We start from the raw sequence: 12213 nt of genomic DNA on the forward strand, positions 1-12213 counted from the left end.
CGGTGGTCCGGGCTTTCTTAGCGGAATGTTAGATCTCGGTGCCGGTCCTTGTAGGGCCGGAGCGGTGCTTGCATGCTCTGGGCACCTCTCCTTCTCCCGCCCGGGACCTGCGTCTGGAGCCGCCATGTCCTCGTCCGCCGTCGTGCCCGCGCCACCGCCCGCAGACGAGCGCAGGAAGCGCCGTACCGCTTTGATCGGCGGGTCGCTCGGCAACCTCGTCGAGTGGTACGACTGGTTCGTCTACGCCAGCTTCGCGATCTACTTCGCCGACTCCTTCTTCCCCGGCGACAATCCGACCACCCAGCTGATGAACACCGCCGGGATCTTCGCGGTCGGCTTCCTGATGCGCCCCGTCGGCGGGTGGATCCTCGGCCGCGCCGCCGACCGGCACGGGCGCAAGAGCGCGCTCACGCTCACCGTCACCATGATGTCGGTGGCCGCCCTGCTGATCGCCGTCGCCCCGACCTACGAGCAGGCCGGCTACTTCGGCGCGCTGGTGCTGCTGCTGGCGCGTCTGCTCCAGGGGATGAGCATCGGCGGCGAGTACGCGGCCAGCGCCACCTACCTCACCGAGGTGTCGGCCCGCAACCGCCGCGGGCTGGGCTCGTCGTTCCAGTACGTGTCGATGACCTGCGGGCAGCTGCTCGGCCTCGGCATCCTGATCACGATGCAGCACACGCTCACCACGGCCCAGTTGGAGAGCTGGGGCTGGCGGATCCCGTTCGTCCTCGGGGCGCTGTTCGCGGTGGTCGTCTTCTGGCTGCGCAGGAGGCTCCAGGAGACGGACGCGTTCAAGGAGGAGCCCTCGGGCGAGGAGGCCCACGACGACAGCGCGCGCGGGTCGCTGAAGGCCCTGTGGGAGCACCGGCGGCAGGCGGGCCTGGTCATGGCGCTCACCCTGGGCGGCACCGTCGCGTACTACACGTACACGACGTACCTCACCAAGTACCTGGTCGGCAGTGCGGGGATGGCGAAGACGACGGCCACCCTGGTGAGCTTCACCGCCCTGACCCTCTTCGCCGTGCTGCAGCCCTTCGCCGGGATGCTGTCCGACCGGATCGGCCGCCGTCCGCTACTGATCACCTTCGCCGTGGGCTGCACGGTCGGGACGTACCCGATCATGACCGCGCTCGGGTCGGTGTCCTCGTACTGGTCCGCGCTGGGGCTGTCCCTGCTGGCCCTGGTGATCGTCACCGGCTACACGTCGATCAACGCGGCGGTCAAGGCCGAGCTGTTCCCGACGCGGGTGCGCGCCCTGGGCGTGGCGCTGCCGTACGCCGTCGCCAACGCCCTGTTCGGCGGTACGGCGGAGTACGTGGCCCTGTGGTTCAAGAGCAACGGCCGCGAGACGATGTTCTTCTGGTACGTCTCCGGGTGCGCGCTGATCTCCCTCGTCACCTACGTCCTGATGCCGGACACCCGCAACACGGCGCTCAGCCGCGCGGAGGCGGAGGCCGACGCCGGGGCGGGCACCGAGGCCGGCGCCGCAGGCCGGGAGCGGACGGCGACGGCTCCCGTAAGCTGAGCCGGCCCGGTTCACAGGTCACGAGGGAACTCCCCATGCACGCGCTTCTCGTCGAGGACGACGACCGCATGGCCCAGGCACTCGGCACCGCCCTTGCCCAGCGCGGGCACTCGGTCCGCAGGGTCGGCCGCGCGCTGGACGCCCTGCGGCACGTCCGCGAGGCCGACTTCGTCCTGCTCGACCTGGGGCTGCCCGACCTGGACGGGCTGGAGCTGCTGCGGCGGCTGCGTACCGTCTGCGACGCGCCGCTGATCGTGGTGACCGCGCGCTGCGAGGAGCGCGACATCGTGCAGGGGTTGCGGGCGGGCGCCGACGACTACGTGGTCAAGCCGTTCCGGATGGCCGAGCTGATGGCCCGTATCGACACCGTACGCCGGCGGACGGGCCCGCGTCCCGGCCGTACGGACGGCGACCCGGCCACCGGCCCCACGGACCCGGCCGCCGCCACCGCCCACGGGGGTGGCGGGGGCGGCGGCCGGCTCGTTCGCGCCGGAGACGTCGAGGTGGACCTGGCGGGGCGTACGGTCACCGTGGCGGGCGCCGAAGTGCGCCTGACCCGCCGCGAGTTCGACGTGCTCGCCTTCCTGGCCTCCCGGCCTGACCACGTGCGCTCCCGCGAGGAGATCATGGACCGGATCTGGGGCGACGCCTTCCTCGCCGCCTCCCGCTCGCTGGACGTGCACGTCGCGGGCATCCGGGCCAAGACGGGCCGCTCGGGCCTGGTGCGGACCGTGCACGGGTTCGGCTACCAGCTCGGCCGGCCATGAGGCGCAGGCTCCTGGCGGTGCTGATGGTGCTCATGGGCGCCGCGGCGCTGCTGCTCTCGCTGCCCCTCGCCGACGCCTACGCGCGCGGCCGGACCGAACACCTGCTCCTGCAACGGCGTTCGGAAGCCGTGCGGTTCGCCGACCTCGCCGACCGGATGCGCACCGAGGCCGACCGGCTGGAGCTGTCCGCCGAGATCAGCCGGTACGCCCAGCTGTACGGGGCCTCGGTGGTCGTGGTCGACACCGCGGGGGCGACCCTCGCGCACTCCGGGGCGGACCCCTCCGCGGAAGCCCCCGCCGACGCCACCTCCGGCTCCTCCCCCGGCGCCCCCTCCGATACCTCATCCGAGGTGGCGGACGCCCGGCGCCGCGCCCTCACCGGGCGCTCCACGGACCGGCTGCCCACCGTCCGCCCCTGGAGCCCGACGACCGCCGTGATCGCCGAGCCGGTGGGCCGGGACGAGCGGGTCAGCGGGGCGGTGCTGCTGACCGTACCCACCGCGGCCGCCCGCCGGGACGTGACCGTGCGCTGGTCGCTCATCGCCGCCGGGGCCGTCGGCGCCTTCACGGCGGCGGCGCTGGTGGCGGCGGGCATCACGCGCTGGCTGATGCGTCCGGTCCTCGATCTGGACCGGACGGTGGAACGGCTGACCGCCGGCAGCCTCCAGGCGCGGGCCGTCTCCGACACCGGACCGCCCGAACTGCGCAACCTCCGCCAGCACTTCAACGTGATGGCGGAAGCCATGGCCGAATCCATCGGCCGTCAGCGCGACTTCGTCGCCGACGCCTCCCACCAGCTGCGCAATCCGCTGGCCACCCTGGTGCTCCAGCTGGAGAACGTCGAACCGCACCTCTCCCCCGGGCCCGGCCGGGCCGAGCACTCCCGCGCCCTGGACGAGGCGGAGCGCCTGGCGGAGCTGCTCGACGGCCTGCTGGCGCTGGCCCGGGTGGAGTCCGCCACGGCGGAGCCGGCCGACCAGGACGTGTCGCAGGCGGTACGGGAACGGGTGCGGGCCTGGTCGGCGGTCCACGGCGAAGCCGGGCTGGAGCTGGTGGTCACCGCTCTGCCGGAGGGGCTGCGGGCGCGCGGCCTGCCCGACGCGGTGGGCCGGGTCCTGGACGCGCTCCTCGACAACGCCGTCAAGTTCGTCCCGCGCGGCGGCCGCGTAGAGGTCCGCGCCGCGGGGGATGCGGACGGGGGAACCGTCACCGTACGGGTCGCCGACGACGGACCGGGCGTGCCGGAGGACCAACTCCCGCTGTTGCTGAGGCGTTTCGCCCGCGCCCCCGCGCATCAGAACGTTCCCGGCAGCGGACTGGGGCTGGCCATCGCCGACGAGATCGCCCGGGTCAGCGGCGGCCTGCTCCTGGTCAGCGGGAACGCTCCGCACGGCCTGGTCGTCGAGCTGCGCCTCCCGTGTCCCCGGCCCTGACCCCTCAGCCGTACACGGACCGGTAGTACGCCACCGCCCCCGGGTGGAGCGGCACTTCACCGGTCGAGATGGCGAACCGGGGCTCCAGCCGGGCCCCCGCCGTCACCTCCCGGAGCAGATCGCTCCACCGCTCGAAGACCACCTGGAGCAGGTCGCGCACGCCGCTGCGCGCCACGTCCGCGCGGGCCAGCAGGTAGTTGCCGACCCCGACGGTCCCCACCGGCTCCGTCAGCCCGTACACCCCGGCCGGGAGCGTGACGGTCGTGTAGACGGGGCCGTGGCGTGCGCGCAGGGCGCTCACGTGGCCGTCCAGCGGCAGGAACCGCAGGGGCAGTTCACGCGCCAGCTCCGACAGTGCGGGCGTGGGCACACCGCCGGACCAGAACAGGGCGTCCACCGCGCCCTCGCGCAGGGCCTTCGCGGACGCTGCGAGGCCCAGCCGGCGCTCGCCCACCGCCGAGGGGCCCTCGCTCAGTCCGGCCGCCCGCAACAGGCGCCCCGCCACCACCTGCACCCCCGACCCCGCCGCACCTGCCGCGACCGGCCGGCCGGCGAGGGCCTCCATCGACCGCACCGGGCCGTCCGCCGGGACGAGGAGGTGCGTGTAGTTCACGTAGACCCGGGCCAGGGCCGTCACCGGGACCGGGCGCCGGAACGGCTCGCGCCCCAGCACCGCGTCCTCGGCCGCGTCCGCCATGGCCAGGGCGAGCTCGACGGAGCCCTCGTCCAGCTGGCGCAGGTTGTCCACGCTCGCCGCGGTGCTGACCGGAACGATCTCCAGCCCCCGGCCCCGCGCGGCGACGGCCTGCGCCAGGGCCTTCCCGAAGGCGTTGTACGGGCCTCCCTCCGGCCCCGTGGCGAGCCGTAGCCGCCGCACCGGACCGGAGCCCCCCGAGCACCCCGCCGACAGGGCGGCCGCGGCCGCGCCGAACCCGGCGCCCAGGACCTGTCGGCGGCTCGGCCGAGGTCCACGGGCCCGACCGGCACGCCCCGGCCATGGCGCCGGACTCCCGGTCTCGTCGGCGTAGCTGCTGTCCGGGGCGGGCACGTCGCGTCTCCTCCGACCCGGGGGCCTGACCGGGGCGAGGGTGACGTTACGTCAACCACCCGGCCCGGAACGAGAGGGCTACGGGCCCCCTCCGTCCCGGCCTCGGGGCTGCCGTGGAGCGCGCCGCGGTCAGGTCGGCAGGTTCAGGAGCATCAGGGGGCGGGTGGTGGGCCGGGGGGAGCCGCCCGCGGGTTCCAGCGTCAGCCCGACCGCGCGGGCCCGGCCCGGGGCACCCTGCATCAGGAGGGCTCCGTCCTGCTGGAGCAGTCCGGCGGGCCGCATCGTGCCCCGGTCGTCGAACCACAGCTGGTAGGTCTGCCCTGCGGCCGCCGGTGGCAGGCCGCTGCTGAGGAAGACGGCCTGGCCCAGCCGCGCGGAGGTGACGACGGACGTACTGGCGCCTGTGCTGGTGCGTCCGTGGACGGTCCTGGCGTCGGGCGCGGTCATCACGCCGGTCAGGACCCGCACCTGCCGGTCGGCCTGCTGGGCCTGCGTACGGGCCTGTTCGGCCTGCTGGTGCTGCCGGACGGCGATCGCGCCGAAGGCCACGGCGGTGACCAGGCTCGCCGCTACGGCGAACGGGCCGGCCTTGCGCATCAGCACGGTGCCGAGCCTGACGGACCGGGCGGACCGGAACTGCGGCGGAAGCTGGCGGACCGTGTCCACGCGGTCCATGACCGCCTGCTTCATGTGCGCCGGCGCGGGCACGCCGACGGCTGCGGCGAGGCGCGCCGCCGTGGCCGAGAAGCCGCTCACCTCCGCCGTGCACGACGCGCATCGCTCCAGGTGCGCCAGGAACGCCTCGTGCTCCTCGGTGCCGAGTGCGTCGAGTGCGTACGCGGCGGCCAGGGTGTGCGGTTCTCCGTCGTGCTTCATGTGGTCACCCCCATGCAGTCGCGCAGCCGGATCAGTCCGTCGCGCATACGGGTCTTGATGGTGGGCAGCGGGGCCCGCAGCGTCTCAGCCACCTCGCGGTAGGTCAGGCCCTGGTAGTAGGCCATGGTGACGGCCTGGTGCTGGAGGTCGGTCAGGGTGCGCAGGCAGCGGCGCACCTGCTCGCTCTCCAGGCGCGTCTCGACCTGTTCGGCCACCTCGTCGAAGGGCCGCTGCCGTTCGCGTACGGCCGTGTCGAGGTCCCGGTCGGCGGCGGCCTGGGCCGACCGGACGCGGTCGACCGCCCTGCGGTGCGCGAGCGTGGCCACCCAGGTCTTCACGCTGCCCGCCTCGGGGCGGTAGCGGGCCGCCTGGCGCCACAGGTCGATCATGACCTCCTGGGCGACCTCCTCCGCCTGGGCGCGGTCGCGGACGACCTTCAGCGCGATGCCGAACACCGTGTTCACCACGCCGTCGTAGAGGGTCGAGAAGGCCTCCTTGTCCCCGTGGGCCACCCGCCGCATGACGTCTTCCAGCTCTTGGGTCCCTCGCGCTCGCTGCGCTCCTTGCGCTCCTTGCGCGCCTTGCGCACCGTCCGCTCGACCCGTTCCTTCCGGCCCGCGGCCGGCGCCCGTCCGCCGCCGGCCGAGCGGCAGGGGCCGGCTCACCGGATCCGCTCCTCGCGCAGCTGGGCCGCTTCGCGCCGTGCGCTGTCGGGGCGTCCGCCCTGGTGCATTCCTCGCATGAACAACCCTTCGCTCCCGGACGGGGCCGGCCCCGGGTGACGGGGGACGGCCGCGGGCCCGCCGTACGGCGGTCTCAGCTTCCCTTCGTAGCCCCGGCCCGTACGGATTGCCCTTCTCTACGGATCGCGCGAACGCATGTCAACACACCGTCCGCCGCGAGCCGTTCGGGAACGGCCAATCCGCCGGGCGGAGCACTCCGAAGGCTGGGTGTGAGCAGCCTCCGTACGACCCTCTCCCACCGCGCCCTCGGCGCCGTCTCCGGTGTGCTGTCCGGTTGCACCGCGCTGACGGTGGCCGGAGCCGTCGCCTCACTGGTGCGGCCGCGGACCGGGCCGGTGACCGTGGTGGGCGGGGCGGCGATCGACCGGACGCCGGCTCCGGTGAAGGACTTCGCCGTCCGCACCTTCGGCGAGGACGACAAGCTCGTCCTGCAACTCGGCATCCTGGCCGTCCTCGGCGTCCTCGCCGTGGCCCTGGGCCTGCTCGCGCTGCGCCACCGGCGGGCCGGCTGCGTCGCCGTCCTGCTCCTCGGCGCGGTCGGGGCCGCGGCCGCCCTCAGCCGGCCGGACGCCCGGGGGGCCGCCGACGCCCTGCCCTCGGTGGCCGGAGCCCTGGCCGGTGCGGTCGTGCTGTACGTGCTGGCCGGGAAGCTCACCCCGGCCGCCGCCCCGCGCGAGGCCCCGTACGACGTCCCGACCGAGGCCGAGGCCGAGGCTGAGGCCGGCGGCGGCTGGTCCAGGCGGGGGTTCCTGGCGGCGGCCTCGGTCACCGTGGTGGCCGCCGCGGGGGCGGGCGCCCTCGGGCGCGCCCTGACCGGCCGGCGCGGGCGGGGCGCCGCGGCCTCCCGCGCGGCGGTCGTCCTTCCCGCGGCCGCTTCCCCGGCGGCCCCCGTACCGGCGGGGGCTCAGCTGGAGGTGGCGGGCATCGGCCCCTTCACCACACCGAACGGGGACTTCTACCGGGTCGACACGGCACTGGTCGTGCCCGCGGTGGACGCCGCGACCTGGCGCCTGCGGATCCGGGGCACGGGGGTGGGACGCCCGCGCACCTACACCTTCGGGGAACTGCTGGAGCGCCCGCTGATCGAGCGGGACATCACCCTGACCTGCGTCTCCAACGAGGTGGGCGGCCCGTACACCGGACACGCCCGCTGGCTCGGCGTACCGCTGGCCGGCCTGCTGCGCGAGTGCGGGGTGCGGCCGCCCTCCCAGGGCGGCCGGGCGGACCAGCTCGTCGCCCGCTCGGTGGACGGCATGACGCTCGGCTCCCCCGTCGAGGAGGTCATGGACGGCCGCGACGCGATGCTCGCGGTCGGCATGAACGGCGAGCCGCTGCCCTTCGACCACGGCTTCCCCGTACGGATGCTCGTCCCCGGCCTCTACGGGTACGTGGCGGCCTGCAAGTGGATCGAGGACCTGGAGCTCACCACCTTCGACCGGTACGACCCGTACTGGGTCAAGCGGGGCTGGGCCCGGAAGGCGCCCGTCAAGACACAGGCCCGCATCGACACGCCGAAGCCCTTCGCCCGCCCCGCCGCCGGGAAGGTCACGGTCGCCGGGGTCGCCTGGGCCCAGCACCGCGGGATCACCCGCGTCGAGGTCCGGGTCGACGACGGGCCCTGGCAGGACGCGGACCTGGCGGTCCAGGCCACCACCGACACCTGGCGGCAGTGGGCCTTCGCATGGGAGGCGGCCCCCGGCGGCCACACGCTCACCGTCCGTGCCACCGACGGCACCGGAGCGGTGCAGACCGAGGAACGCGCCCGGACCGTTCCCGACGGGGCGAGCGGCCGGCACAGCGTCTTCGTCACCGCGGAGCAGCCCTGAAGCCACCTGACTGCCTGCCTGACCGACTGCCTGCCTGCCTGCCTGCCTGCCTGCCTGACCACCGAACCACCCGGCCGGCCACCACCGGCCACCACCGTTCACCCAGTTCACGAACCCACAGGAGAACCGACATGTCGCGCACCCCTCGTATCCGACGTACCGCTCTCGCCGTCACCGCGGCTGCCGTCCTGCCGTTCTCCCTCGCCGCGTGTTCCGACTACGGCAGCGACTCCGCGGCGGGTTCCGCCGCGGAGCAGGGCGCAGCCGCCGCCCCGCAGGAGGCGACGCCCATCGCCCCCGCGACCACGGGCGAGCCCTTCGGCCCGGCCTGCGCCGGAGTTCCCGCCCAGGGCGCCGGGTCCTTCGACGGCATGGCCCAGGACCCGGTGGCCACCGCGGCCTCCAACAACCCGGCCCTGACCACGCTGGTCGCCGCGGTCAAGAAGGCGGGCCTGGTCGACACCCTCAACAACGCCAAGGACATCACGGTCTTCGCACCGACCGACGAGGCCTTCGCGAAGATCCCGAAGGCGGACCTGGACAAGGTGCTCGCGGACAAGGCCACCCTGACCAAGATCCTCACCTACCACGTGGTGGGCCGGAAGCTGACGCCGAAGCAGCTGGAGAACGGGTCCTTCGACACCCTGCAGAAGACGGGGCTCACCACCAGGGGCTCCGGTGCGTCCTACAAGGTCAACGGCTCGTCGAACGTCGTCTGCGGCAACGTGAAGACGGCCAACGCCGACGTCTACATCGTCGACACGGTCCTGATGCCGAAGTAGCGGCGGCTCCGGAACGCGGCACGGCGCGCACGGCGCGGCCCCGCCCCGCCCACGCAAGCGGGTGCGGTCCGGGCCCGTCAGGGCGACGATGAGGGTGTGGAGGAAGCGCAGCCGCCGGCCGCGGCGGGTGAGCGGCCGCCGGACCTGACCGCGGCCCCGGAGGGGCGGGTGCGGGATGCCTGAGGAGATGCCGTTCGAGGATCTGGTCAGCAGCGCCGCCCAGGACGCCGGAGGGTGGCTGGGCGCCCTCCGGGTGGCGCTGCTGGCCACCAGCGGCGACGGGATGATCGTCCGCTGGAACCACGGCGCGCAGGAACTGCTGGGCTACGCCCCGCCGCAGGTCCTCGGGCGGCACATCGCCGACCTGCTCCATCCGGGGGCCGACCGTAGCCTGGGCCGGTCCCTGTGGGAGACGGCGGCCACCGGGCGCGGGGTGATGGGCACGGTCACGGCCTGGCACCGCGACGGGCATCCCCTGGAACTGGAGATCTGGGCCTGTCCCGTCCCCGACCGGCGCCACGGCGCCTCGGCGGTGCTGGTGTTCGCCGCCGACGCGCACGCGGCCCGCCGGATCCGGGGGTCATCGGCGGTCTGGGACGGGCTGTTCGCCCGCTCGCCGGTCGGCATCGGCGTCCTCGACACGCAGCTGCGGTTCCTCCAGGTCAACCCTGCGCTCGAGGCGATGAACGGCCTCGCGGAATCCGCCCACGTGGGCCGGCGTCTGGCCGAGGTGCTGCCCGAGGTGAACGCGGTCGAGATGGAGGAGGCGATGCACCAGGTCCTGGAGACCGGTGCACCGGTCCTCGACCGGCGCCGCACGGGCCGGACACCGGCCGACCCGGAGCACGACCGGGTGTGGTCCTGCTCGTACGTGCGCGTACAGGACCCGGGCGGCCGTCCGATCGGCGTGATCGCCTCGCTCCTCGACATCACCGCGCAGCAGCGCGACCACACGGAGGCCGAGGCGGGCCGGCGCAGGCTCGCCCTGCTCAGCGAAGCCAGTTCCCGCATGGGCGACAGCCTCGACCTGGAGCGCACGGCGCAGGAGCTGGCCGACCTCGCCGTCCCGCAGCTGGCCGACGCCGTGACCGTCGACGTCCTGGACGTCCTCGCGCGCGGCGACGAGCCGGGCATGGGGCTGGCCGGCGGCACCGCCCTGCGGCGGCTGGGCAAGGCGCCCCTGACGGGCTCCGAGGTCACCCGCGTCCTGGCGCCGCTGGGCCGGACCCTCACCTTCCCGGCGGCGGCCCCCTACACCCAGGCCCTCGCGGCCCGGCAGCCCTACCTGATCGCCCGCCTCGACGCCGCCGCCATCGCCCCCGCCGCCCGCCACACGCCCAAGCCCGCGCAACTGCTCGAAACCGGCGTGCACTCGTTCCTGATGGTCCCGCTCGTGGCCCGGGAGATCGTCCTCGGCATCGCGTCCTTCTACCGCACCGGCCCGGCCGGCCCCTTCGGCTCCGACGACGTCACCCTGGCGGGCGAACTCGCCGCCCGGGCCGCCATCAGCATCGACAACGCGCGCCTCTACCACCACGAGCACGAGACCGCGGTCGTCCTCCAGCGCAGCATGCTGCCCCAGCACGTCACGCCGCCGCCCGGCATCGAGATCGCCCACCGCTACCTGCCGGCCAGCGACGTCAACGAGATCGGCGGCGACTGGTACGACGTCCTGCCCCTCACCGGGGGCAGGGCCGCCCTCCTCATCGGGGACGTCATGGGCCACGGCATCGCCGCGGCCGCCGTCATGGGGCGCCTGTCCGCCACGGTCCGGGCCCTCGCGCGTCTCGACATGCCGCCGACCGCGCTGCTGCACCAGCTGGAAGCCACCTTGGCCGACCTGGCCGAGCCGATGCTCGCCACCTTCCTGTACGTGGTCTGCGACCCCTCGACCGGGCAGTGCACCGTCACCCGCGCCGGGCATCCGCCCCCCGCCGTGGCCGAACCCGACGGCACCGTCCGCCTGGTCACGACCCCGCCCGGCGCCCCGCTGGGGGTCGGCGGCATCACCTTCACCACCACCGAGCTCACCGTGCCCCCGGGCAGTGTCCTCGTCCTCTACACGGACGGGCTGATCGAAGCCCGCAGCAGCGACATCGACGACCGGCTGCGGGAGCTGACCGGTCTGCTCGGGGAGCCGCAGCAATCGCTGGACCATCTGTGCGACTCGCTGATCACCCATCTGGTTCCGGCGTCCGCCGACGACGACATCGCCCTCCTCGTGGCGCGCATCGGTACGAACACCCCGCCGGCCGCGGGGCGTTGACGGCCCCGCCCGTCAGCGCCCGTACGAGCCGATGCCGACGAGGCAGTACACGTACTCGTTGATGACGGTGGCGCCCCGCGTGTAGCGGTAGGAGAAGGCGTACTCGGTCTTGGGGTTGTCGTTGCAGCGGTCCAGGTCCGAGGTGAAGGGGAAGCTCTCGATCACCCGGTAGTGCGCGTCGGACGCCGAGCAGGGGACCTCGTCCACGCCGGTCACGCTCTGCGGGGTCGTCGAGTCCGGCAGGGTCCCGTTGAGGCAGGTGCCCTTGTCGAAGGGGCTGGGTTCCGGGGCGGGAGGGGAGGCGACGGACTCGGTCTCGGTGTCCTCGGGAGTCGGGGTGTCCTCGGGGCTCGGGGTCTCCTCGGGGCTCGCGGAGGGCTCCGGGGCCGGGGCGGAGGACGAGGAGCCGGGGCCGGCGCCTCCGCCGTGGGTGGTCGAAGGAGTGGCCGTCGGGACGTCGGAGGCCGTGGTGCCGGAGTCGTCCCCGCTGTTCAGCGCGATGATCCCGACGACCACGGCCGCTAAGACCCCGAGCGCCGCCAGGCGCCCGCCGACGCCCTTCCTGGCCCCGGGGGCGGGCGCGGGCTGCGCCGCCCAGCCGACCGTGGGCGCGGACGCGGACGCGGGCTGCGCCGACCCTTGGGCCCTGGGCGGGGATGCGGGTGCGGGTGCGGGCTGCGCCGGACCCGCGGCCCCGGCCACCGTGACGCGCACCAGCACCTCGTCGTCGCCGAGCCGCGCCCGGACGAGATCCCCGTCGCGGACGGAGGAGGGGATGCGGAGCCTGGCGGTGCCCGTGCCCACCGGGACGGTGAGGATCACACCGTGGGCGGCCTGCTGCGGGCTGATCGTGATCGGGATCTCCTGCGACGACACCGGCTGCTCCCAGGGGTGAGGATCGTGCGGACGCTGCTCTGCTTACCCGTACGGATTCTGCCTGGTACACA

Annotated in this window: 10 protein-coding genes; 6 read left to right on the plus strand and 4 right to left on the minus strand. The window is 74.4% G+C overall.

Translation table 11 applies throughout. The features are described 5' to 3' along the window. The first annotated feature begins 124 nt into the window (after positions 1 to 124). The 3 genes from AB0D94_RS10750 to AB0D94_RS10760 are packed head-to-tail and all read left to right on the plus strand — an operon-like array spanning position 125 to position 3725. Entirely contained in the window at positions 125 to 1525 is a 1401-nt protein-coding gene (locus tag AB0D94_RS10750; protein WP_362048871.1) for an MFS transporter, read from the plus strand. A 35-nt stretch (positions 1526 to 1560) separates the two neighbouring features. Continuing rightward, positions 1561 to 2292, plus strand: coding sequence for a response regulator transcription factor (locus AB0D94_RS10755; protein WP_362048874.1), 732 nt, complete (start codon positions 1561 to 1563; stop codon positions 2290 to 2292). Beyond that, the gene (locus AB0D94_RS10760; RefSeq protein WP_362048877.1) at positions 2289 to 3725 is read left to right on the plus strand and encodes a HAMP domain-containing sensor histidine kinase; all 1437 of its coding nucleotides are present in this window, start codon (positions 2289 to 2291) and stop codon (positions 3723 to 3725) included. The genes AB0D94_RS10755 and AB0D94_RS10760 overlap by 4 nt, the downstream gene beginning before the upstream one ends. A 4-nt stretch (positions 3726 to 3729) precedes the next feature. Here AB0D94_RS10760 and AB0D94_RS10765 read toward each other — a convergent pair whose 3' ends face one another. The 3 genes from AB0D94_RS10765 to sigK form a co-directional block, all read right to left on the minus strand. Beyond that, positions 3730 to 4668, minus strand: coding sequence for a TAXI family TRAP transporter solute-binding subunit (locus AB0D94_RS10765; RefSeq protein WP_362049106.1), 939 nt, complete (start codon positions 4666 to 4668; stop codon positions 3730 to 3732). Between the two features lie 234 nt (positions 4669 to 4902). Beyond that, on the minus strand, positions 4903 to 5649 hold the full coding sequence (locus tag AB0D94_RS10770) for an anti-sigma factor (protein WP_362048880.1): 747 nt from the start codon (positions 5647 to 5649) through the stop codon (positions 4903 to 4905). After that, positions 5646 to 6170: an ECF RNA polymerase sigma factor SigK gene (gene sigK / locus AB0D94_RS10775; RefSeq protein ID WP_362048883.1), complete on the minus strand. Its 525-nt coding sequence runs from the start codon at positions 6168 to 6170 to the stop codon at positions 5646 to 5648. Before sigK ends, AB0D94_RS10770 begins: the two co-directional genes overlap by 4 nt. A gap of 431 nt (positions 6171 to 6601) precedes the next feature. Here sigK and AB0D94_RS10780 point away from each other — a divergent pair, with 431 nt between their 5' ends. From AB0D94_RS10780 to AB0D94_RS10790, 3 genes are all read left to right on the plus strand, one after another. Continuing rightward, complete coding sequence (locus AB0D94_RS10780) at positions 6602 to 8218, plus strand: molybdopterin-dependent oxidoreductase (RefSeq protein WP_362048886.1); 1617 nt, start codon at positions 6602 to 6604, stop codon at positions 8216 to 8218. Between the two features lie 131 nt (positions 8219 to 8349). Continuing rightward, positions 8350 to 9000 (plus strand): fasciclin domain-containing protein, encoded by a 651-nt coding sequence (locus AB0D94_RS10785; RefSeq protein WP_362048889.1) that lies wholly within the window; start codon positions 8350 to 8352, stop codon positions 8998 to 9000. Positions 9001 to 9175: 175 nt separating this feature from the next. Beyond that, entirely contained in the window at positions 9176 to 11266 is a 2091-nt protein-coding gene (locus AB0D94_RS10790) for a SpoIIE family protein phosphatase (RefSeq protein ID WP_362048892.1), read from the plus strand. Positions 11267 to 11278: 12 nt separating this feature from the next. Here AB0D94_RS10790 and AB0D94_RS10795 read toward each other — a convergent pair whose 3' ends face one another. After that, positions 11279 to 12142 carry a hypothetical protein gene (locus AB0D94_RS10795; protein WP_362048895.1) on the minus strand — a complete coding sequence of 288 codons (864 nt, stop codon included), beginning with the start codon at positions 12140 to 12142 and terminating at the stop codon, positions 11279 to 11281. Positions 12143 to 12213 lie beyond the last annotated feature (71 nt).

This window comes from Streptomyces sp. NPDC048255 (assembly GCF_040652415.1).
In the GTDB taxonomy this organism is placed as follows: Bacteria; Actinomycetota; Actinomycetes; order Streptomycetales; family Streptomycetaceae; genus Streptomyces.

What these genes read in the sequence shown, in the direction of transcription:
- AB0D94_RS10750 (WP_362048871.1), top strand. Translation starts at nt 125, where the DNA reads ATGTCCTCGTCCGCCGTCGTGCCCGCGCCACCGCCCGCAGACGAGCGC.
- AB0D94_RS10755 (WP_362048874.1), top strand. Translation starts at nt 1,561, where the DNA reads ATGCACGCGCTTCTCGTCGAGGACGACGACCGCATGGCCCAGGCACTC.
- AB0D94_RS10760 (WP_362048877.1), top strand. Translation starts at nt 2,289, where the DNA reads ATGAGGCGCAGGCTCCTGGCGGTGCTGATGGTGCTCATGGGCGCCGCG.
- AB0D94_RS10770 (WP_362048880.1), bottom strand. Translation starts at nt 5,649, where the DNA reads ATGAAGCACGACGGAGAACCGCACACCCTGGCCGCCGCGTACGCACTC.
- sigK (WP_362048883.1), bottom strand. Translation starts at nt 6,170, where the DNA reads ATGCGGCGGGTGGCCCACGGGGACAAGGAGGCCTTCTCGACCCTCTAC.
- AB0D94_RS10785 (WP_362048889.1), top strand. Translation starts at nt 8,350, where the DNA reads ATGTCGCGCACCCCTCGTATCCGACGTACCGCTCTCGCCGTCACCGCG.
- AB0D94_RS10790 (WP_362048892.1), top strand. Translation starts at nt 9,176, where the DNA reads ATGCCTGAGGAGATGCCGTTCGAGGATCTGGTCAGCAGCGCCGCCCAG.